The sequence below is a fragment of the Rugamonas rivuli genome (assembly GCF_009380165.1).
Lineage (GTDB): Bacteria > Pseudomonadota > Gammaproteobacteria > Burkholderiales > Burkholderiaceae_D > Rugamonas > Rugamonas rivuli.
The window spans coordinates 548,215-569,421 of record NZ_WHUF01000001.1 but is presented as its reverse complement, the minus strand read 5'-3'; the positions used below and the strand labels follow the sequence as shown (position 1 = coordinate 569,421).

Genomic DNA, 21,207 nt, shown 5'->3' with positions numbered 1-21,207 from the left:
GATGGATCAACGCGAACTATACAGGGAGCAATTGCACGCCTTCACGCGTCAGCACCGGGCGGGGCATTGGAGCGGCAGCTTCGCGCAGTTCATGGAGCAGGTGCTGCCGGCGGCGCCCTGCCAGTTCGTGCGCAGCTCGCATCAATACATCTGGGACATGTTGTGCTGGAGCGGACAGCAAGGCGAGGACGGCAAGCTGCGCTGCACGTTGTTCGCGGACGAACTGTTCGGCATCGACGATGCGCTGGCGCGCGTGGCCGATTACTTCAAGGCGGCGGCGGCCGGGTCCGAGGTCGGACGGCGGCTGCTGCTGTTGCTGGGCCCGCCGTCGGGCGGCAAGTCCACGCTGGTGATACGGCTCAAGCGCGGGCTGGAGGAATACAGCTACACCGATGCCGGCGCCCTGTTCGGCATCGCCGGCTGTCCGGTGCATGAATCGCCGCTGCACCTGGTGCCGCACACCATGCGCTCCGGCTTCCGCGAAACCTATGGCGTGGAGGTGGCGGGCGAATTGTGTCCGCACTGCCGCGCCCGGCTTGAGCACGAGCTGAGCGGCGACTTCCTGCGCATGCCGGTCGAGCGCATTTTCATTTCCGAAGCCGGGCGCAGCGGCGTCGGCACCTATGCGCCGCATGACCCGAACACCGCCGACATCGCCGACCTGGTCGGCTCGGTCGACCTGTCCAAGGTGGCCGAGTTTGGCGACGAGGGCGATCCGCGCGCGTGGTCGTGGTCCGGCGCCGTGTACGCCGCCAGCCGCGGCATGCTGGAGATGATCGAGATCCTCAAGGTCAAGCGCGAGTTCCTGTACCTGCTGCTGACGCTGACGCAGGAAAAAAACGTCAAGGTGGCGCGCTTTCCGCTGATCTATCTCGACGAGACCATCCTCGCTCACACCAACCTGGCCGAGTTCCGCAAGTTCCTGCAGGAGAGCGAGAACGAGGGTTTGCTGGACCGCATGGTGATCGTGCAAGTGCCCTACACGCTGAACTATCGCGAAGAGGCGCGCATCTATCACAAGCTGATCCTGGCGGCCGCGCCCGCTTTCCGCAGCGTGCACCTGGACCCGCATGTGCTGCACGCGGCGGCCGTGTTCGCTGTGCTGACCCGGCTGCACGAGGGCGAGGAACGCGACGGCGAGCTGGCCAAGCGGGTGCGCATCCATGCGGGCGAGGATGTGGACGGCGTGCACCAGGCCGAGGCGCAGCGGATACGCAGCAAAGACCGGGCGCCGGACGAAGGCCTGGCCGGTGTGTCGCCGCGCTTCGTGATCAACGCCCTGTCGAACGCCATTATCCAGTCGTCCCGCAGCAGCCTGACCACTATGGATTTGCTGCTGGCGTTAAAGGACGGCATCGAGAGTGATGCCCGCATCGAATCGGCCCGCAAGCGCAAATGGGTGGACTACCTCGTGTTGACACGCAAGGATTTCTACAATCGCTGGGTCAAGGAGGATGTGCACAAGGCCTTGTTCGTCTCCTTCGAGCAGGAGGTGGAGGAACTGCTGGGCAAGTACCTGGACGAGGTCGAGGCCATGCTGGACAACCGGCAAGTGAAAGACCCCATCACCTGCGAGGAGCGGCGCCCGGACGAACGCTTCCTGCGCGCGGTCGAGGAAAAGATCGCGATCTCCGATTCGGGCAAGCAATCGTTCCGGCAAGAGGTGGTGCGCAAAGCCATGAGCGCCTACAAGCGCGGCCAGCCCTTCGGCCTGGGCAGCCATGCGCAGTTGCGCGACGCCTTGCAGCAATACCTGTTCGAACAGCGGCGCGACGTGCTGCGGCTGGTCAGTTCCAGCAAGCGTCCCGACGACGATGTGCGCGCCAAGATATCCGCCGTCGAAGGCCGGCTGGTCGACGAGTACGGCTACGACAGCCACGGTGCGCGCGAGGCGCTGAACTATGTCACCACGCTGCTGGCGCAGGAATGAGGCCGGACGATGCAGACCCGCCAACCCGACTGGTACGAATTGTTTTCCCGCGGTGCGCGCGACTGGTTGCGGCATAACGACAAGGTCCGCAGCGCCGTGCGCGACCATCTGCCGGACATCATTTCCTCGCCCGACCTGATGAGCGAGGCGGGCCAGCGCAGCGTGCAGGTGCCGCTGCGGCTGCTTGAACACGCACGTTTCCGCCTCGCCGAGGGGAACAGCAACACGGCCGCCGGCCAGGGACCGGGGCAGCCTGGCGACCTGCTGTTGCCGGCGGACGATGAGCACGGCGACGGCAGTGGCGCGGGCAATGCGCCGGGCGAGGTAACGCTGATGATGGAGCTTGCCATCGATGACATCCTGGACTGGTTGTGGGAGGAGTTCCAGTTGCCGTCGCTGCAGCCACGCGGCCAGGCCACGCTGGAACAGCCCGAGGTCTTGCAGCGCGGATGGGACAAACACGGCGCCCGCTCGCGGCTGGACCGGCGCCGCACCGTCAAGGAGGCGATCAAGCGGCGTGCCGTGCAGAGCGCGCCGGCGTCCTTCACTAATGACGATCTGCGCTTCCGCCAACTGGTGGAACGGCCGCGTCCGAGCAGCAGCGCAGTGGTGTTCTTCATGCTCGATGTGTCGACCAGCATGACGCAGCCCGAACGGCGCCTGGCCAAGACCTTCTTTTTCCTGGCGCTGCAAGGCTTGCGCCGCAGCTACCGCCACGTGGAGCTGCGCTTTCTTGCGCACGCGGCGCGCGCCTGGGAGTTCAACGAGCGCGATTTCTTCGAGGTCAGCGGCATGGGCGGCACCATGGCTTCCACCGGCTTCCACCTCGCGCAATCACTGCTGGACGAGCACTATGATGCGGCCAGCTACAACAGCTACCTGTTCTACGCCTCGGACGGCGACAATTTTTCGGAAGACCGGACGGCCGCCAGTCAATCGCTGGGACAGTTGGCCGGCCGTATGAACTATCTCGGCTATGTCGAAACCCTGCCCGGCATGCCGCGCATGCTGGAAACCGAGATGGGCCGCCTGTGGAAAGAGCGCGAGCGCCAGGGCTTGCCGCTGTCCAGCGTGGTGCTGACCCAGGCTGAAGACGTGGTCTCCGCGCTGAAGCAATTCCTGGTGCGGCAGGCGGCCGCGGAGGAGCGTGCATGAGTACGCTGGAGGACTACACCGCGCGCATCGAGCAACTGGCCGCTGAACTCGGGCTGGAATACTATCCGGTGGATTTCGAACTGGTGCCGCAAAACTTCATGCTGGAAATTGCGGTCTATGGCGTGCCGGTGCGCATGCATCACTGGTCGTTCGGGCTGCGCTACATCCACCAGCTGCTGCATCAGAACATGGGACACTCGCGCATCTTCGAGGTGATGTTCCCCGGCGATCCCTGCCGGGCCTACCTGATGAATCAAAACAGCCTGGCCGAGAATACGCTGGTGGCTGCCCATGTCATCGGCCACGCGGACTTCGTCCGCCGCAACGCCTTGTTCGAGCGTTTCATGAAGATGGCGGGCGGGCACATCCTGGAACAGAGCGCCGCCAGGGCGCACCGGCTGGAGCAGGCATTGACGCGCCACGGCCGGCCCGCCGTCGAAGCCGTGCTGGACGCGGCGCTGGCGCTGGAACCGCACATCGACATCCAGCAGGAGCTGTATCGCCCGCCCTACCCCGTCGCCACGCCGGCGGAGCCGCCGCTGCCCGGCCCCTTCCAGCAGCGCTATCAGGCTTTGCCTGGTGGCGAACCGGCAGGTGCCGCGCCGGTGGATCGGCCGGGCCAGCCGCCATATCCTGAGTACGACCTGCTGTGGTTCATCGCCCGCCACGCGCCGGAACTGCAGGATTGGGAACGCGATATCCTGCTGGCGGTGCGTGAGGAATCGCTCTATTTCTATCCGGTCCATGCTTGCCAGATCATGAATGAAGGCTGGGCATGCTACTGGCACGCGCGCCTGCTGCGCGAGGCGGAATTCCTGCCGCACGCGCTTTATCTACAAGCGCTCAAGGTGCATTCCGACGTCGTGCGGCCGTATGCAGGCGAACATCAGCTGGCCTTGGCGATCAATCCCTACCATCTGGGTTTCTGCATGTGGGAGCATATCGTCGAGCGGCATGGCATCGAGGCGGCACGCCGCATTTGCTCGGAAGAGGACGATTTCGGCTTCATCCGCAACTACCTGGACGCGCCGCTGGCGGACCGACTGAATTTGTTCAGCTATCAGGTGCGCAAGGATGGCGAAACACGTGTGCTCAGCCGTGACATACAGGCTGTGCGGGAGGCTATCCTGCGCCCCCGCTACAACTACGGAGCGCCGCGCATCGCCGTCGACCGCGTACACGAAGATCAAAGCCTGGTGCTACGGCACGACCATGCCAGCGACGGCCGTGGCCTGGACTTGGCGGCGGCGGAACAGGTACTCAACTACGTGGCGCGCATCTGGCACAAACCGGTCACGCTGCATACAGTGGACTTTCGCGGTGCGCAGCGCGTGCTGACGGTCAGCCACCCAGATAGTGCACATACCAGCGCAAAGCCTGCCTGAGTCCACGCCGCAGATCGTGGGTCGGCATGTAGCCCAGCAATTCCCTGGCCTTGGCGATATCGGCCTGGGAATGCCGGACATCGCCGGCGCGGAACTCACCATACTCGGGCTGGAAGTCGCGCAGGTGGGGATACCGCTCCACCAGCAGGCCGTGCAGCATCAGATAGAGTTCGTTCAGGCTGGTGCGGGAATTGAGCGCGACGTTGTAGACCTGGTTGACGGCATCCTTGCGGTCGGTCAGCGCGGCCAGCAGATTGGCCTGCACGGCGTTGGCGACGTAGCAGAAATCCCGGCTGCTTTCGCCGTCGCCGTTGATGACCAGCCGCCGCCGTCCTATCATCGCCGCGATCCACTGGGGGATGACTGCGGCATAGGCGCCGGATGGGTCCTGGCGCGGACCGAACACGTTGAAATATCTAAGGCCTATCGTTTCGGTGCCGTAGCAGCGCGCATAGACATCCGCGTACAGTTCGTTCACATATTTGGTCAAGGCATAAGGCGACAAAGCCCTGCCGACATGGGCCTCCTGCTTGGGCAAGGCCGGGTGGTCGCCGTAGCTGGCGCTGGAGGCTGCATACACGATGCGCCGCACACCGGCCAGCCGCGCGGCCTCCAGCACATTGAGCCAGCCGCCGATATTGATGTCGTTGCACAGCAAGGGCTCGCGCAGGGAGCGCGTCACCGAGCCCAGCGCGGCCTGGTGCAGCACGAAATCGGCTCGGTCGCAGGCCTGGGTGCAGGTTGCCATGTCGCGGATGTCGCCTTCGATCAGCTCGAAGCGGCGCCAGGCTTCCGAGCCGACGGCATCCCTGACCTGGTCCAGGTTGTGGTGATAGCCGGTCAGGAAATTATCCACGCCGGCGACGCACTGGCCAAGTTCCAGCAGTGTCTGCAACAGGTTCGAGCCGATGAAACCCGCCGCGCCGGTGACTACCCAGCGGTACTGCCGCTGCTGCAGCTGCTCGCGCGCGTCCTGGTAACTGGTGGTGGCCGGCGTGCCATTTTCATAGTCGGCCATCACAGCCTCCAGACGCTGAGCCCGCTCTCCCGCAGGTCCCGCTCGTCGAACTGGGATTTGAGGTCGATGAAGCAGCCGTCCTGCACGATCTTGGCGCGGATCTGGTGCAACGGCCTTTCGGTGAGTTCTCGATGCGCCACCGCGCTGATCAGGGCCTCGGCGCAAGGTAGCGCCTCCCAGGACTGCAACTGCACACCGTATTCGTGGTGGGCCTCGTCCGGGTCCGCCACCGGGTCGTGGACGTGGACCTGCAAGCCGTAGGACTCCAGCTCGGCAATCAGGTCGGCCACCTTGGAATTGCGCAGATCCGGGCAGTTTTCCTTGAATGTCAGCCCCAGCACGTTGACGTGGCAACCCTTGAGCTTGAACCCCGCACGCACCATTTCCTTGACGGTTTTTTCAGCCACGAACTTGGCCATGCCGTCGTTGATGCGGCGCCCGGCGAGTATCACGTGCGGATGGTAGCCCAGCATCTCGGCCTTGTGCGTCAGGTAGTAAGGATCGACGCCGATGCAATGTCCGCCCACCAAGCCAGGCCGGAACGGCAGGAAGTTCCACTTGGTGCCGGCCGCCTGCAAGACCTCCAGCGTATCGATATCGAGCCGGTCGAAGATGATCGCCAGTTCGTTCATCAGTGCGATGTTGAGGTCGCGCTGGGTGTTCTCGATCACCTTGGCCGCTTCCGCGACCATGATGCTGGAGGCGCGATGCACACCCGCGCCCACCACTTCCTCGTACAGTGCGGCGACGCGTTGCAGCGTGGCGTGGTCGTCCCCCGCGACGATCTTGCGCACCGTTGCCAGCGTGTGTTCGCTGTCGCCGGGGTTGATGCGTTCGGGCGAGAAACCGACGTGGAAATCGCGCTGCCATCGCAAGCCCGAGCACTGTTCCAGCACGGGGATGCAGATTTCCTCGGTCGCGCCGGGGTAGACGGTGGACTCGTAGATCACGACCGCCCCAGCCTTCATGTAGCGCCCCACCGACTGGCTGGCGCCGATCAGCGCGGAGAAATCCGGATTGTGCGCGGCGTCGACCGGCGTCGGCACGGCGACCACGATGTAGTCGGCTTCGCTCAGCGCGGCGGCGTCGCAACCCATCTCCAGCCAGCGCGCCGCCGCGAACTGCGCGGCGGAGACTTCGCCGCCCGGATCGATCCCGCGCCGGTAACTGGCGACCTTGCGCGCCGACAGGTCCACGCCGATGGTGCGGCGGCGCGTGCCGAAAGCCACCGCCAGCGACAAGCCCACATATCCCAATCCCACCACGGCTACGACTTCCATAAGTCACCTCGCGTCCAAGCGTTGGCCACACGTCTCGGCCGATTCTACGGAGCGTGTCCGCCGCGCTGTTGAGGTGGCGCAAACGGCTGCCGATTGCAGGGCAAGGCGTGTCCGTTTGCGACCGATCAAAGGGCGGCGCGATCAGACTTCCTACTCTAGTCATACCGTTCGCCAGGGAGAGTCTCATGTTGCGTGTCTTGTGGGTATTGCTGCTGCTTGCCGGTTGCGGCCGCATGCAAAGCGACGAGCAACTGATGTCGGAGGCCAGGCAATATCTGGCCGCCGGCGATACGCGCGCCGCCGTGATCCAGCTCAAGAATCTCCTGCAACGCACCCCGTCGAGCGGCCCCGCGCGGGTGATGCTGGGGCAACTGTATCTGGGCGCCGGCGACGTCCTGTCGGCAGACAAAGAGTTACGCCGCGCAATGGATCTGGGCATGCCACCCGCCAACGTGCTGCCGCTGCTGGGCAAAAGCTTGCTGCTGCAAGGCCAGTACGCCAGGCTGCTGGAAGACATCAAGGCTGATCCGAAGCAGCCGCAACTGCAGGTCTTGCGCGGTCACGCCCTGGTCGGGCTGGATCGCGTGGACGAGGGGCGCGCAGTCTTCGCGCAGGTGCTGGCCGAGCATCCTGGCCAGCCAGGTGCTTTGCTGGGCCAGGCCAGGCTGGCGCTGGATGCGCATGATCGGGAGACGGCCCTGCGCCTGATTACCCAAGCCCTGCAGGGGACGCCCGACGACGTCGACGCGCTGCGCCTGCAAGGCGACCTGCTGCGCACGTTGGGGCAGACTGCAGGGGCATTGACGGCATATCAGCACGTGCTCAAACTGGGGCCCGAGCTGGTGCAGCCGCATATCGACATCGCCAGCCTGTACATTCAAACCGGAAAGCTGAACGAAGCCAGGGCCGAACTCGCCGTTGCGCGCAAGATTTCACCGAACAGCCTGATGGCCGCCTATACCCAGGCGCTCCTCGATTTCAGGGAAGGCAAGCTGGCGGCCGCGCAGGAACGTCTGCAACTGGTGTTGCGCGCAGCCCCGGATCACTTGCCCAGCAATCTGCTGATGGGAACCGTATTGCGCGGCCTCGCCAACTACCCGCAGGCCGAGCAGCACTTGAGAAAATTTTTGGACGCGCAGCCCGGTCACGCCTATGCGAGCAAGCAGCTGGCCGCGGTGCTGATGGCAACCGGTAATCCCGAGCAGGCGCTGGCCATCGTCGAGCCGCTGTTCGACAACAACCAGCAGGATCTGGAAATGATGTCGCTGGCCGGCGAAATCTATATGCGGCTGAGGCAATATCCCCAGTCCGCCAGCTATTTCGAGAAAGCCAGCGCGCTGGCACCGCAGACCTCGATGCTGCACGCGGCCATCGCCGTCAGCCACATCGGCATGGGCGACACCGCGCGCGCCGTCGCCGAGCTGGAGCGGGCTACCAGCCTGGACGGGAAATCTTCGCGCGCCGGCGTGCTGCTCGCCCTCACCCACCTGCGCAACAAGGACTACGCCAAGGCGCTGACCGCCGTCAAACAACTGGAAAGCCAGAATGGCGACAACCCCATGGTGCAGAACCTGAAAGGCGGCGTGCTGCTGATGAACCGCGACCGCGCCGGCGCCCGGACCGCCTTCGAGCGCGCACTGGCGCTCGATCCCGTGTATTTGCCGGCGCTGGACAACCTGACGCAGATGGACCTGGTCGATAAGCGGCCCGAGCCAGCAAGGCTGCGTCTCGAGGCGGCGCTGTCCAAGGATGGCAAGAATGCCGACATCATGACGGCGCTGGCGAACCTGGCGATCTCGCAGGGCCATGCGGCGCAGGCCGGGGGCTGGCTGGAGCGCGCGGTCCGGGAGCATCCGGACGTACCGGAACTGAACCTGATGCTGGCGCAGTTCTATGTGCGCAACAAGGAATTGCCCAAGGCGCTGGTGCTGACGCAAAAGCTGCTGGCGACCAACCCGGCCAACGCGGAAGCGTTGTCCTTCATGGCTGAGCTGCAACTGCGCAACCGCAACAACGATGCGGCGCTGGACCATCTGGTCAAGCTGGCGGTGGTCCAGCCCAGCTCGCCCCAGGTACAGGTGCGCATCGCGGTCCTGCGCAGCGCCACCGGCGACAACGATGGCGCACTGCAAGCGCTCAACAAGGCGTTGTCGCTGCAGGCGAACTATGCGCCCGCGCAGGTCGGCCTGGTCACGTTGTTGCTCGAACAGCGCGCCTACGGCAAAGCCATGCAGGCAGTGCGCGGCTTCCAGAAGACCGCTGGCGACAGCGCGCTGCCCTACAAGCTGGAAGCCGATGTGCAGATGGCACAAAAGAATCTTCAACCGGCACTGGCGCTGTACCGCAAGGCGTATGACATGCAGCCGTCAGGCGCGCTGTTGATACCGCTGCACGGCGCCATGCTGCAGGCGGGCCAGTCACGCGATGCCCGCAGCCGCGTGCTGCAGTGGCTCGATGCCCATCCGGACGACCAGACGACACGCCTGTATTTTTCCAGTAGCCTGCTGGCCGACAAGGATTTCACCGCTAGTCAAGCTCAGCTGGAGCTGATTCTCAAGCAGTCGCCGCGCCATGCGATGGCGCTCAACAACCTGGCATGGTTATATCAGCAGAAAAAAGATCCGCGCGCGCTGGCGCTGGCCGAGCAGGCATATCAGTTGGCGCCGGCGGACGCATCGGTGATGGACACGCTGGGCTGGCTGCTGGCAGAACAAGGCCGGCTGGACCGCGCGCTGCCCTTGCTGAAGTCGGCCGCCGCCACCGCCCCCGCCAACAACGACATCCGCGATCACCTGAGCGCTGCGTTGGCGAAGTCCGGCGAACAACGCGCGGCTCGCCCGCGTTGAGGAAGTCCGTGCGCCTGCCGCCGTGGTGCAACCGCTTGCTTTCGCTGGTGTTTTTCGGCGGCGCGATTACGGTTCTGAGCGTCTATCCCCTGCATGGCAGCTGGCTGCCGGCGATCGTGATGGGTTATGGCACGCTGCTGTGGTGGCGGCCTGCGTTGTGGCTGCTGGCCTTGCCGGCTTTGCTTCCCGTGCTGGACCTGGCGCCGCATACCGGCTGGTTCTTTGTCGAGGAAATCGATGTGCTGCTCTGCCTGACGGCTGGCGCCTGCTACTGGCGTCTCGACCGCTCGGCCTTGCAGCCGCACTTTCCGCCGATGTTCCATCTGAGTTTGTGGGGATTGGGCATCGCCTGCTGCATTGGCTTGTGGCGCGGCTTGCAGCCATTGCCCGCCATCGACGCGAATTCCTTCAACAACTATCTGAGTCCCTACAACGCGCTACGGGTAGGCAAGGCCTGGTTCTGGGGCTTCGTACTGTTGCCGTCGTTAAAACAGGCGGCGGGACCGGCGCTCGACGGCTTGCGCAGATTCTTCTTGCCCGGCATGCTGCTCGGACTGTCGGGCGTACTCATGGCCGCCATACACGAGCGTTGGCAGTTCCCGGGCCTGCTCAATTTCGCCAGCGACTACCGCATCACCGCGCCGTTCTCGGCCATGCATACCGGCGGCGCGGCCTTGGATGGCTATCTTGCGATGAGTGTTCCACTGCTGGCGGCCTGGCTGTTCGGCACGCGTTCCGCCGTGCGCCAGGCGGTGGCAATGACGCTGCTGCCTCTGTCGCTCTACACCGGTCTCGCCACGTTTTCACGCGGGCTCTACCTCGCTTATGCCCTCGCCCTCCTCGTGCTGGCAGGTTTTCCGCTGGCGGCCTGGTCACGAACCGGCGTGTTCAGGCATCGTTGGCGGACCATGGCCACCGCGTTGGCGGCAACCTCGCTGCTCGCGTGCGGGCTCAGCCTGGTGTTTGCGAGCAGTGGTTATCGCGGCTACGCCGCGGCGCTGGGCTTGTTGTCGGTAACCCTGGTACTGTCGACCCGCACCTTGCATCCCCCGCTGCTGATCAGCGGCCTGACATGCGGCCTGGGCTTGGCCGGCATGCTGGCCTGGTTGCTGCCGGTTGGCGAACCTGCCGTCGCGATCCTGAAAGCACCGTATCTCATGTTCCTGTGTTCAGGTCTGGCTTTCGCGCTGAGCTGGCAATATTCCCGCACGCTGTCGCTGCTGGCCGTGCACGCACTCGCCGGCCTCATGGTCGGCACGGTATGGATCGCCTACCACCACGCGGGCGCTGCAACGCTTGCGCCCAGCGCCGGACTGATACTGATGGCGATGTCTCCGATCACGCTCAACCTTCTGAAGCGACGCCCCGCTTGGTACCCCAACCGCCGCAACGTGACGGCGCTCATGGCCGCCTCGGCCGTGCTGGCCGTCGCCATACCGACCTGCCATGGCTACTTCGTCGCCGAACGTTTTGCCAACGCGGGCAGCGACCTGTCCGCCCGCGTGAGCCATTGGAGCCGAACCTTGGCCTTTATGGACGATAACCTGGATACCGCCATGCTGGGCGCAGGATTCGGCAAGTTTCCATCGCTCTATTACTGGCGCAACCAGCAGCACGAGGTGCCGCCCGGCTACCGCTATCTGGAGCAGGACGACAACCGCTATCTGAGACTGACAGCCGGCGAATATCAAGCCGGCTACGGTGAAATGCTGCGCATGCTGCATATCGTTCCCGTGCAACCAGAGACCGCCTATGTGCTGGCACTGGACGCGCGCAACAGCGGTCCACCGGCTTTTCTGCACGTGAATCTATGCGAGCGGCAACTACTGTACCCGCAAGGCTGCATTGCCATCCCATTGCGTCAAATTTTGCGCGCACCCAATTGGCAGCGGCTGCAATTTCCACTGGCGTCCGGCCTGCTCGGCGCTTCAACGCGGCCGGTGCAGCTGGAGATATCCGTGGAGGGCGAACATGCCGCCCTGGATATCGACAACGTCAGCCTGCGCGGATCAGCCGATCAGCAGGAACTGGTGCGCAATGGCGGCTTTTCCGACGCAAATGATTACTGGTTTTTCAGCAGCGATCACCACCACCTGCCTTGGCATGTCAAGAACCTCGGTTTGAACCTGTATGTCGAAATGGGCTGGCCGGGTTTGCTGGCCTATGCCGGCCTGCTCTGCAGCGCCGCCGCCGAGCTCTTGCGGCGGGCGCAAGACGCCGCCGAGCGCGCCGAAGCCGCCGCCTTCCTTGCCGCGCTGGTGGCGTTGCAGACAGTGGGCCTGTTCGACAGCCTGTTCGACGTGCCCCGCATCACCGTGCTTTTCATGCTGTTGTTGTGCGCCGCCGCCCTGCGGCCTGCGCATCCCATTCCTTCCACCGCGAGTCCCCCATGCTAAGACATCACCTTTGTTCCCTGTTGCTAGCGCTGAGCCTGCTTCCGTCGGCATCCGCAGACGAACTCAGCCGTACAATCGGCCTGGTCAAGCCATCCGTCGTTGGCATCGGCAGCTTCCAGAAGACCCGCAGCCCCGCCCTGTCCTTCATCGGCTCCGGCTTCGTCATCGAAGACGGCTTGACCATCGTCACTGCAGCCCATGTCGTCAACGAACTGCTGCGAGCGGACTTGGGCGACACGATGGGCGTGCTCGTGCGCGATGGCGATAGCGCGCAGTTCCGTGCCGCCACCATCACGATGATCGACAAGGAGCATGACCTCGCCCGCCTGCGCGTGCGCGGTACACCGCTCCCTGCCCTCAAGCTGGGCAACTCCGCCGCAGTCCAGGAGGGGAAGTCCCTGGCCTTCATGGGCTTCCCGCTCGGCATGGTCCTCGGGCTACGCCAGGTCACGCACCGGTGCACGGTATCCGCAATCACGCCGGTAGCCGCGCCCTCGACCAGCTCCAGCAAGCTCGACGTTAAAGTGCTCAACCAGCTGCAAAAATCGTCCTATGTCGTGTTCCAGCTCGACGGCACTGCCTATCCTGGCAACAGCGGCAGCCCGCTGTTCGATCCCGACACGGGTGAAGTCATCGGCGTGGTCAATATGGTGTTCGTCAAAGGCGTCAAGGAGACAGCCATCAGCGCGCCCAGCGGCATCGCCTACGCCATCCCCGCCAGCTTCCTTGCGCCGGCCACGGAACAGTAGGCTCAGGTCTTGCCCGCGATCAGGCGCCCGGTGATACCCGGCTCGTCCCAGGTGGGGAAGAAGTACGGATAAAAGGAACGCTCCGTGGTCTGCTGCTCCATCAGCCCGCCGAACTGGCGGATCTGCTCTCCCATGTACTCCAGCTCCAGCCGCAGCAGCACGGCCGGTGCACCTACCCGCGGGCAGGCGCGCTCGCCGCCGAAGTCCCGGAAGCCGAGCATGCGCTTGTAGAACATCACATGGCGCGGGTTCACCTCGATCACGTAATCGGTATAGCCATGGATGTTGCGCGCATAGATGTACGAGATGTGGATCAGCGCCGCGAACACGCGTTTGGACACGCCCTTGTCGATCGCCAGCTTCGAAGGCTCGCACAGGCGGCGCCGCTGTTCGCGCAGTTCGTCCAGCTTGTCGCGGAAAATTTCGTCGGCGGGCAGGCCGACTTCGTCGTTATCCAGGCACAGGGACATTGTTCCCACCGTCTGGCCGCCAGTCTCGGCGAACAGCGTTATCTTGTTCGGCGCATGAATGGCGTTGGGATCGACCGAGTAGCCTCGCCATCCGTACATCTTCTTGAGCAACAAGCTGGCCGCTTCGCGGCGGCCTTGCGAGTTGGCCATGCGGATATGGAAGATCTGTTGGTCTAAGGTATGGTCCAATTCCTGATTGGCTACGCCTTCGCCGACCACGAGGTCGCGCAGGCCTGGACCAGCTTCAAAAGAAACTATCGCGTCGTCATATTGCACGGTTGGCATCCTGTCAGGTCTGTCGGCCAGCTGCCGAAAACGGACAAACTGGGCTCATGCTCTTCAGACCTGCCTTTTGGATGAAAAGTTCCCCAACAATCAAAATATTTTTTTGCGTTTCAGAACCAGCCTTCCGGGATCACCAGCACGTCGCCCGGCAGCACCGCCACATTGGCAGAAATATCGCCATCGCGCAACAGGTCCTGCAGCCGCACCGGTATGCTTTGCCGCGTGCCGTTCACGGTGCGGATGATATTGGCCTTGTTACCCGAGGCAAAATCCGTGATCCCCCCCACCGCGATCAGCACATCCATCAGCGACATGCCTTGCCGGTAAGGCAGCGCCTGCGGCTTGGCCGCCTGGCCGATGACACGGATCTGCTGGTTGTACGGCCCGACGAAGCTGTTGACGATGACCGTCGCCATCGGTTGCTGTATGTATTTTTCCAGCGCCTTCTCGACATCGCGCGCCAACTGGGTGGACGTCTTGCCGGCCGCCTGCAGATCTTCGACCAGCGGCGTGGTGATCTTGCCATCCGGCCTGACCGGCACGCTGACCGAAACCTCAGGATTGCGCCAGACATTGATGCTGATGACATCGCCGGCGCCGATCAGATAGTCGCCCTGCGGCGCGACCGCTTCTTCAGGCAGCAGCACGGCGCGGTGCGCACATCCGGCCAGCAGCACCAGCCCGGCCGACAAGGCCATACGCAGAATTGGATGCATGACGTCTCTCGCTTGAATAGTCTGGCTTCCATGATTCAGAAAAGCCGTCCGCCTCTGCTTGATCTGTCTCAACTACTGCCCAGTTAAGAAAAATCCGCATTTTTCGAGCCATATAATTTAGCTTCACTTCCCCCAGATCACCGGAGAAACCGTGCCATGGAGCAGATGATTAGCCAGTTGTTAATCAGCTTGCAGGGGATATGGAAATATCGCTGGCACGCGATCGCCGTCATGTGGCTGGTCGCCGTCGCCGGCTGGGCCAAGGTCGCCACGCTGCCGGACGATTACCAGACGTCGGCGCGTGTGTTTGTCGATACCCAGAGCATCCTGAAGCCGCTGCTGTCCGGCATGACCAGCGTGCCCAACGTCGAGCAGCAGGTCTCCATCATGAGCCGCACCTTGCTGAGCCGTCCCAACGTCGAACGTGTCATGCGCATGGTGGACCTGGATTTGAACGCCAAGACCCCGCGCGATCACGAACAACAACTGGACGAGTTAATGAGCAAGATTAAAATCGGCGGCACCGGTACCTACGACATCTACACCATCACCTACAACAACCGCAATCCCAAGCTGGTGCGCGACGTCGTGCAATCGCTGTTGACCATATTTGTCGAAGGTAGTTTCAAAGGCAAGAATGGTGAAACCAAGAAAGCCGTGCAATTCATCGACGACCAGATCAAAGCCTACGAAGACAAGCTGATCGCGGCGGAAAACTCGGTCAAGGAATTCAAACTCAAGAACAACGGCCTGCTCCCCCGGCAGGGTGTGGACTACAGCAACCAGCTGATGCAGTCGTCCGACGCGCTCAATACCGCCAAGCTGGAGCTGGTCGAAGCCGAACAGGCGCGCAACGCCATCCGCAGCCAGGTCAGCGGCGACGAACCGGTGCTGGGCGCCGACCTGAATCCGGCCAACATCGACAACCCCGAGCTGGACAGCCGCATCTCCGCGCTGAACAAGAACCTGGACACCCTGCGCATGCAGTACACCGAGCTGCATCCCGACATCGTTGCCGCCAAGCGGCTGGTGGCCCAGCTGGAAGCGCGCAAGGTCGAGGAAAGCAAACTCAAACCCGCCGGCGATCCCGGCAAGAATTACAGCCCCATGCTGCAACAGCTCAAGGTGGCGCAGACCGAGGCCGACGCCAAGGTCGCGGCCATCAGCGCCCGCGTGCAGGAGTATGCGGCCCGCCACCAGCGCCTGCTGGCGCAGGCCAACGCCGTGCCGGAAGTCGAATCCGAACTGGCCCAGCTGAACCGCGATTACCTGATCAACAAAGACAACTACGAGAAGCTGATCGGCCGGCGCGAGGCCGCCAAACTGTCCGGTGAACTGAGCTCCGCCACCGACATGATGACCTTCAAGATCATCGATCCACCCACCATTCCGCTGACGCCGGTCGGGCCCAACCGGATTCTGCTGTCCAGTCTGGTCCTCGGCGGCGCGCTGCTGACGGGCGTCGCCGCGGCCTTACTGATCAGCCAGGTGCGGCCCACCTTCCTCAGTCCCAGCGAATTGCGCGAGCGCACCGGCCTGCCGGTGCTGGGCACGGTGTCGATGAACTGGACCGAGAATCAGAAAATCAAACGCCGGCGCGGCCGCTATGCCTTCGGCACCGCCCTGTCCTGCCTGTTTGTGGCTTATGGCGCCGTCCTGGCGGTGGCCGCGTTGCGATACTAGGAGTAGCGTATGGAGCAATCGACCGAGCAAGCGATGCAACGGGGCGGCGCCCCGCGCCATATCGAGATCAACCTCGAACGCCTGAACCAGCTGGGCATGGTGACGCACGATGGCGGACGCACGGCCGTGGCCGAGGACTTCCGCATCATCAAGCGGCCGCTGCTGCGCAACGCGCGCGGCGACCACGATGTCGCGGCGCTGCGGCACGGCAATTTGATCGTCGTCACCAGCGCCTTGCCCGGCGAAGGCAAGACCTATTGCGCTGTCAACCTGGCGATGAGCATCGCGATGGAAATGGACATCACCGTGCTGCTGGTCGATGCCGACGTCGCCCGGCCCTCGGTGCTCAAGGTGCTGGGCCTGCCTGCCGAGCCCGGCCTGATGGACATCCTGCTACGCGAGCAGACCGAACTGTCCGACGTCATCCTGCGCACCAATGTCGCCACGCTGAGCATCTTGCCGGCCGGCCGCGCCAACAAGCACGCCACGGAACTGCTGGCCAGCCGGAGCATGAGCCGGCTGCTGACCGAGATTGCCGAGCGCTACGCCGACCGCATCGTCATCTTCGATTCGCCGCCCCTGCTGATGACCACGGAGGCCAGCGTGCTGGCGGCGCAGATGGGGCAGATCGTCATGGTGGTCGAGTCCGAAACCACCAGCCAGCATGCCGTCAAGGAAGCGCTGCGCCACATCGAACAGTGCCCGCACGTCAGCCTGATCTACAACAAAAGCAAGGCCTTCCCGGGCGGCGAATACTATGGTTATTATGATTAGCCTGGCCCCGAACGGCGCCCCTTATCGCTTGAGCATACTGGTGTTGCTGTCGCTGCCGGCCTGCGCCATACCGGCCGAATGGACCATCGTGCCGTCGGTGCGCGCGCGCCTGTCCTATACCGACAATATGAACCTGGCGCCGCCAGGCCAGGCACGCGGCGAATTCACCACCGAAGTGTCACCCGGTGTTTCCATCGACGCTAACGGACCCGGCCTCACACTGCGGATGGACTATTCTCTGCAGAGAACCCTCCACACCCGCCAGGCCGACCGCAGCACCCAGCAACTCGACGCCAGCGGCCACGCCGACCTCGTGCGCGACTGGCTGTCCATCGACGCCCGCGCCGGCATCAGCCAGCAGAACATGTCGGCCTTCGGCCCGCAGTTGCTGGACCCGAGCCAAACCACCGGCAACAGCAGCACCGTGCGCACCACCAGCATCAGCCCGGTCCTGCGCCACTACTTCCACGGATTGGCGACCGCCCAGTTGCGCTACGACTATCAGCGCGTCAGCAGCGGACGCCTGCTCGGCGTGCGCAGTGACGGCCTCAATCTGCAACTGACCGGCGACAACGGCGGCCAGGGCTGGAACTGGGATCTGCGCGCCGACCGGAAAAACATCGACGACGCCGTGCTGCCGCCCGTTACCATGAGCGACACCGCGCTGACACTGAGCTATCCCGTCAACAGCCGCCTGTCCACCTTCGTCACCGGCGGCTATGAAAAAAGCGACTACCACTCCACCGGCAAGCAACCGGAGGGACGCTACGGTTCGGTGGGCGGCAACTGGACGCCATCGCCGCGCACCCGGGTTTCCGCCAGCGTGGGCCGCCGCTTCTTCGGCAACACCTACAACCTGGACGCCGAATACCGCCTGCGCAGCATGGCCTGGACGCTCAATTACAACGAAAACATCACCACCACGCACGGCGAGTTTCTCAGCATTCCACCCACCGGCCTCAGCGATTTCCTTTACCAGCTATGGGCCACCCGCATTCCCGATCCGCAGACGCGCTTGCAAACCATCAAGGTCTTCCTGCTGATTTCGCAGATGCTGGGTCCGGACGGCAACGTCAACTTCTTCAGCCACCGCTACTATCTGCAAAAAGACTGGCGGCTGGCGACCGTCTACAGCGGCCCGCGCAGCGCGCTGGCATTCAACCTGTCGACCACGCAGCGTACGGCCCAAACCAGCAGCGCCATCGACAGCCCATTACTGGGCCCGGATGAACTGGCGCTGGAAGACCGCACCCGCCAAAGCGCCGCCCAGGCCGGCTGGAACTGGCGCATGTCGCCCCGCAGCAACCTCACCGTCGGCGCCAGCCATAGCCGCGCGGAATCGCTGACCACCGGCCGCAGCGACCGCAACACCGCATTGACGCTGACCCTGACCCATCAGCTGCGCCCCAAGCTCAGCGCCAGTGTCGATCTCCGGCATGTTCGCCACACCAGCAATGCCGGCGGCAACTACCGCGAAAACGGCATCGGTGCGGCCCTGATGGTCGCGTTCTAGAGGAGTCAACCATGCCACGCATCGTCTGCGTCGTCGCCGCCCGGCCCAACCTGATGAAGATGGCGCCCATCCTGCGCGCGCTGGCGCGCACCCTGCCACAGCTGGAAACCGTGCTGGTGCACACCGGCCAGCACTACGACGACAACATGGATGGGGAATTCTTCACCACGCTGGCGCTGCGGGCGCCGGATTTCCGTCTGCAGGTCGGTTCCTGCAGCCATGCACAGCAGACCGCACAGGTCATGCAGCGTTTCGAACCGGTGCTGGAGCAAGCCGCGCCGGCCGCCGTGCTGGTGGTCGGCGATGTCAACTCGACCCTGGCCTGCGCACTGACGGCCGCCAAGAAACAGATACCGGTCTTCCACGTCGAGGCCGGCCTGCGCAGCTACGACCGCGCAATGCCGGAAGAAATCAACCGCCTGCTCACCGACCAGTTGTCGACCCTACTGTTCACGAGCGAGGCCAGCGGCACGATCAATCTGCAGCGCGAAGGCATATCGCCGGCGCGCATCCACTTCGTCGGCAACGTGATGGTTGACACGCTGCAGCACGAGCTGCCCCACGCCACGCCGCCGAAAGAGGTGCTGAGACAGGCGCATCTGGCCGGCTTCGTCGACCACAACGGCAGCTACGCGCTGCTGACGCTGCATCGTCCATCCAATGTCGACGATCCGCGCCGCCTGCGCACGCTGATCGAAACCATCGTCAAGCTCAGTGCCGACGTGCCCATCCTGTTCCCCTTGCACCCGCGCACGCGCGCGATGCTGCAGCTCCACGAGCTCAGCGGCCTGCTGGACACGCCCGGCGTCGCCTGCCTGCCGCCGCAGTCCTATCGCGACATGCTGGGCCTGATGAAGCATGCCCGCGTCGTGCTGACGGATTCCGGCGGCGTGCAGGAGGAAACCACCGCCCTCGGCGTGCCCTGCCTCACCTTGCGCGACAACACCGAACGCCCCGTCACCGTCACCGAGGGCAGCAACGCCATCGCCGGCCGCGACCCGTCCGTCATCCTGGCGCTCGGCCGGGACATCCTGCGCTACGGCGGCAAGGCCGGCCGCATCCCGCAACTATGGGACGGCCACGCCGCCGAACGCATTGCCGACCACATCGGCCTGTGGCTGAACAACCAGGATGACCACTGATGCGCAACGCCCTGTCGATCGACGTCGAGGATTACTTCCAGGTATCCGCTTTCGCTGACCATATCCAGCGTGCCGACTGGTCCGCGCTGCCCTGCCGCGTCGAACCCAATGTCGAACGCATACTCGCGCTGCTGGCCCAGCGGCAAACCCACGCCACCTTTTTCACGCTGGGCTGGATCGCCGAACGCTATCCCGCGCTGGTGCGCCGCATCGCCGACGCCGGCCATGAAATCGCCAGCCACGGCTACGCCCACCTGCGCGCCAGCGAACAGACGCCCGAGCAATTCCTGGACGACGTCAACCGCAGCAAGCAGCTGCTGGAACAGTTGACCGGACAAGCCGTGCTCGGCTATCGCGCCCCCAGTTTCTCCATCGGCGCCGACAATCTGTGGGCCCTGGACAGCCTGCAGGCGGCGGGCTACCGCTACAGTTCCAGCATCTATCCGATCCACCACGACCACTACGGCATGCCCGACGGCGCGCGCTTCGCCTGGCGGCCGCGCGGCGCGCACGGCGTGCTGGAGCTGCCGGTCAGCACCGTGCGCATGTTGGGGCGCAACTGGCCTGCGGGCGGCGGCGGCTACTTCCGCCTGCTGCCCTACGCCGCCTCGCGCTGGGCCTTGCGACGCATCAATTCGGCCGACCGCCAGGCTGGCATATTCTATTTTCATCCGTGGGAACTCGATCCCGGTCAACCCCGGCAGCGCGGCATCGCGCTCAAGACCAGGTTTCGGCACTATCTCAACCTGCACAGGATGGAAGGCCGCATCGCCCGCCTGCTGCACGATTTCTCGTGGGACCGGATCGACCGCATCTTTCTGGGGAATGCATGATGCAATGGAGCGTCGCACAGCTGGGAACGCATGATCACGCGCGCTGGGACGCCTTCGTTCAGCGCTGTCCCAGCGCCACCTTCTTCCACCGCGCCGGCTGGCAGCAAGTGATCGAAGACGTCTTCGGCCATCCCACCTGGTATCTGTACGCCGAGTCGGCCGGCCAGATCCAGGCCATCCTGCCGCTGGCCCAGATCAACAGCCGCCTGTTCGGCAACACCCTGTGCTCGCTGCCTTTCTGCGTCTACGGCGGCATCGCCGCGCTGGAGGATGGCGCCGCGGCCGAGCTCGACCACGCCGCCCAGCAGCTTGCGCGCCGCCTGCGGGTCGATCACCTGGAGTACCGCCACCAACAGTCTATCCACGCGGACTGGCTGCACAAAGACTTGTACGCCACCTTCCGCAAGCCGCTGAGCCCGGACCACGAACAAAACCTGCTCGCCATTCCGCGCAAGCAGCGCGCCATGGTCCGCAAAGGCATGGCCGCCGGGATGGGCAGCGTGATCGACGCCGAGACCGACCGTTTCTACGACAACTACGCCGCCAGCGTGCATAGACTGGGAACGCCGGTATTCAGCCGCCGCTACTTCCGCGCGCTGCAGCAAGCCTTTGGCGACGACTGCGAAATCCTCAGCGTGCAGCAAAACGGCAAGGCCATCTGCTCCGTCATGAGCTTTCATTTTCGCGATGAAGTCCTGCCCTACTACGGCGGTGGCGGCGACGCCGCCCGCGCGCTCGCCGGCAACGACTTCATGTACTGGGAAGTGATGCGCCGCGCCGTCGAGCGCGGCCGCCGGCTGTTCGACTTCGGCCGCAGCAAGTACGGCACCGGCTCGTTCGCGTTCAAAAAGAACTGGGGCTTCGCGCCGCAGCCGCTACGCTACGACTATCAACTGCATCGCGGCAAAAAACTGGCCGACGTACAGCCGCTGAACCCGCGTTTGCAACTGCTGATACGGGCCTGGCGCCTGCTGCCCCTGCCGGTGGCGAACGCACTCGGGCCGCACATCGTGCGCCAGCTGGGGTAGCGTC

Annotated in this window: 16 protein-coding genes; 12 read left to right on the top strand and 4 right to left on the bottom strand. The window is 64.2% G+C overall.

Annotated elements, in window-relative coordinates:
- Window position 1: 1 nt before the first annotated feature.
- Genes GEV01_RS02515 through GEV01_RS02505 form a run of 3 tightly spaced genes read left to right on the top strand, consistent with a single transcriptional unit; the run spans window position 2 to window position 4,470 of the window.
- The gene (locus GEV01_RS02515; protein ID WP_152801372.1) at window positions 2–1,930 is read left to right on the top strand and encodes a serine protein kinase; all 1,929 of its coding nucleotides are present in this window, start codon (window positions 2–4) and stop codon (window positions 1,928–1,930) included.
- A 9-nt stretch (window positions 1,931–1,939) separates the two neighbouring features.
- A complete protein-coding gene (locus GEV01_RS02510) occupies window positions 1,940–3,085 on the top strand; it encodes a DUF444 family protein (RefSeq protein ID WP_152801371.1) in 1,146 nt (381 codons plus the stop codon).
- Entirely contained in the window at window positions 3,082–4,470 is a 1,389-nt protein-coding gene (locus tag GEV01_RS02505) for a SpoVR family protein (RefSeq protein WP_152801369.1), read from the top strand. Before GEV01_RS02510 ends, GEV01_RS02505 begins: the two co-directional genes overlap by 4 nt.
- Here GEV01_RS02505 and GEV01_RS02500 read toward each other — a convergent pair.
- A complete protein-coding gene (locus GEV01_RS02500) occupies window positions 4,427–5,488 on the bottom strand; it encodes an SDR family oxidoreductase (RefSeq protein ID WP_152801367.1) in 1,062 nt (353 codons plus the stop codon). The two genes, GEV01_RS02505 and GEV01_RS02500, sit on opposite strands and share 44 nt — an antisense overlap.
- On the bottom strand, window positions 5,488–6,768 hold the full coding sequence (locus GEV01_RS02495; protein ID WP_152801365.1) for a nucleotide sugar dehydrogenase: 1,281 nt from the start codon (window positions 6,766–6,768) through the stop codon (window positions 5,488–5,490). The genes GEV01_RS02500 and GEV01_RS02495 overlap by 1 nt, the downstream gene beginning before the upstream one ends.
- A 185-nt stretch (window positions 6,769–6,953) precedes the next feature.
- On the opposite strand from GEV01_RS02495, the gene prsT reads away from it, so the two are divergent.
- Genes prsT through GEV01_RS02480 form a run of 3 tightly spaced genes read left to right on the top strand, consistent with a single transcriptional unit; the run spans window position 6,954 to window position 12,759 of the window.
- Window positions 6,954–9,614, top strand: coding sequence for an XrtA/PEP-CTERM system TPR-repeat protein PrsT (gene prsT, locus GEV01_RS02490; RefSeq protein ID WP_152801363.1), 2,661 nt, complete (start codon window positions 6,954–6,956; stop codon window positions 9,612–9,614).
- 8 nt (window positions 9,615–9,622) lie between these two features.
- Window positions 9,623–12,010 carry a hypothetical protein gene (locus GEV01_RS02485; protein ID WP_152801361.1) on the top strand — a complete coding sequence of 796 codons (2,388 nt, stop codon included), beginning with the start codon at window positions 9,623–9,625 and terminating at the stop codon, window positions 12,008–12,010.
- Window positions 12,011–12,030: 20 nt separating this feature from the next.
- Window positions 12,031–12,759: a S1 family peptidase gene (locus GEV01_RS02480; RefSeq protein ID WP_235914150.1), complete on the top strand. Its 729-nt coding sequence runs from the start codon at window positions 12,031–12,033 to the stop codon at window positions 12,757–12,759.
- A 2-nt stretch (window positions 12,760–12,761) separates the two neighbouring features.
- Here the strand turns inward: GEV01_RS02480 and GEV01_RS02475 are convergent, their stop codons facing one another.
- Complete coding sequence (locus GEV01_RS02475; RefSeq protein WP_152801357.1) at window positions 12,762–13,514, bottom strand: N-acyl amino acid synthase FeeM domain-containing protein; 753 nt, start codon at window positions 13,512–13,514, stop codon at window positions 12,762–12,764.
- A gap of 110 nt (window positions 13,515–13,624) precedes the next feature.
- On the bottom strand, window positions 13,625–14,230 hold the full coding sequence (locus tag GEV01_RS02470; RefSeq protein WP_152801355.1) for an XrtA/PEP-CTERM system exopolysaccharide export protein: 606 nt from the start codon (window positions 14,228–14,230) through the stop codon (window positions 13,625–13,627).
- A gap of 156 nt (window positions 14,231–14,386) precedes the next feature.
- On the opposite strand from GEV01_RS02470, the gene GEV01_RS02465 reads away from it, so the two are divergent.
- The 6 genes from GEV01_RS02465 to GEV01_RS02440 are packed head-to-tail and all read left to right on the top strand — an operon-like array spanning window position 14,387 to window position 21,203.
- Window positions 14,387–15,913, top strand: a complete 1,527-nt coding sequence (locus GEV01_RS02465) for an XrtA system polysaccharide chain length determinant (protein WP_152801353.1) — start codon at window positions 14,387–14,389, stop codon at window positions 15,911–15,913.
- Window positions 15,914–15,922: 9 nt separating this feature from the next.
- A complete protein-coding gene (locus tag GEV01_RS02460; protein ID WP_152801351.1) occupies window positions 15,923–16,687 on the top strand; it encodes an XrtA-associated tyrosine autokinase in 765 nt (254 codons plus the stop codon).
- Entirely contained in the window at window positions 16,671–18,200 is a 1,530-nt protein-coding gene (locus tag GEV01_RS02455; protein ID WP_152801349.1) for a TIGR03016 family PEP-CTERM system-associated outer membrane protein, read from the top strand. The genes GEV01_RS02460 and GEV01_RS02455 overlap by 17 nt, the downstream gene beginning before the upstream one ends.
- 11 nt (window positions 18,201–18,211) lie before the next feature.
- Complete coding sequence (gene wecB / locus GEV01_RS02450) at window positions 18,212–19,342, top strand: non-hydrolyzing UDP-N-acetylglucosamine 2-epimerase (protein WP_152801347.1); 1,131 nt, start codon at window positions 18,212–18,214, stop codon at window positions 19,340–19,342.
- On the top strand, window positions 19,342–20,175 hold the full coding sequence (locus tag GEV01_RS02445; protein ID WP_152801345.1) for an XrtA system polysaccharide deacetylase: 834 nt from the start codon (window positions 19,342–19,344) through the stop codon (window positions 20,173–20,175). The genes wecB and GEV01_RS02445 overlap by 1 nt, the downstream gene beginning before the upstream one ends.
- Window positions 20,175–21,203, top strand: coding sequence for a FemAB family XrtA/PEP-CTERM system-associated protein (locus GEV01_RS02440; RefSeq protein WP_152802293.1), 1,029 nt, complete (start codon window positions 20,175–20,177; stop codon window positions 21,201–21,203). The genes GEV01_RS02445 and GEV01_RS02440 overlap by 1 nt, the downstream gene beginning before the upstream one ends.
- The last annotated feature ends 4 nt before the right edge of the window (window positions 21,204–21,207 follow it).

Bases quoted from the DNA above. Each gene is read 5' to 3' on its own strand.
- wecB (WP_152801347.1), top strand. From the start codon at position 18,212: ATGCCACGCATCGTCTGCGTCGTCGCCGCCCGGCCCAACCTGATGAAG.
- GEV01_RS02475 (WP_152801357.1), bottom strand. From the start codon at position 13,514: ATGCCAACCGTGCAATATGACGACGCGATAGTTTCTTTTGAAGCTGGT.
- GEV01_RS02460 (WP_152801351.1), top strand. From the start codon at position 15,923: ATGGAGCAATCGACCGAGCAAGCGATGCAACGGGGCGGCGCCCCGCGC.
- GEV01_RS02515 (WP_152801372.1), top strand. From the start codon at position 2: ATGGATCAACGCGAACTATACAGGGAGCAATTGCACGCCTTCACGCGT.
- prsT (WP_152801363.1), top strand. From the start codon at position 6,954: ATGTTGCGTGTCTTGTGGGTATTGCTGCTGCTTGCCGGTTGCGGCCGC.
- GEV01_RS02470 (WP_152801355.1), bottom strand. From the start codon at position 14,230: ATGCATCCAATTCTGCGTATGGCCTTGTCGGCCGGGCTGGTGCTGCTG.
- GEV01_RS02505 (WP_152801369.1), top strand. From the start codon at position 3,082: ATGAGTACGCTGGAGGACTACACCGCGCGCATCGAGCAACTGGCCGCT.
- GEV01_RS02445 (WP_152801345.1), top strand. From the start codon at position 19,342: ATGCGCAACGCCCTGTCGATCGACGTCGAGGATTACTTCCAGGTATCC.
- GEV01_RS02510 (WP_152801371.1), top strand. From the start codon at position 1,940: ATGCAGACCCGCCAACCCGACTGGTACGAATTGTTTTCCCGCGGTGCG.
- GEV01_RS02500 (WP_152801367.1), bottom strand. From the start codon at position 5,488: ATGGCCGACTATGAAAATGGCACGCCGGCCACCACCAGTTACCAGGAC.
- GEV01_RS02455 (WP_152801349.1), top strand. From the start codon at position 16,671: ATGGTTATTATGATTAGCCTGGCCCCGAACGGCGCCCCTTATCGCTTG.
- GEV01_RS02440 (WP_152802293.1), top strand. From the start codon at position 20,175: ATGCAATGGAGCGTCGCACAGCTGGGAACGCATGATCACGCGCGCTGG.
- GEV01_RS02465 (WP_152801353.1), top strand. From the start codon at position 14,387: ATGGAGCAGATGATTAGCCAGTTGTTAATCAGCTTGCAGGGGATATGG.
- GEV01_RS02495 (WP_152801365.1), bottom strand. From the start codon at position 6,768: ATGGAAGTCGTAGCCGTGGTGGGATTGGGATATGTGGGCTTGTCGCTG.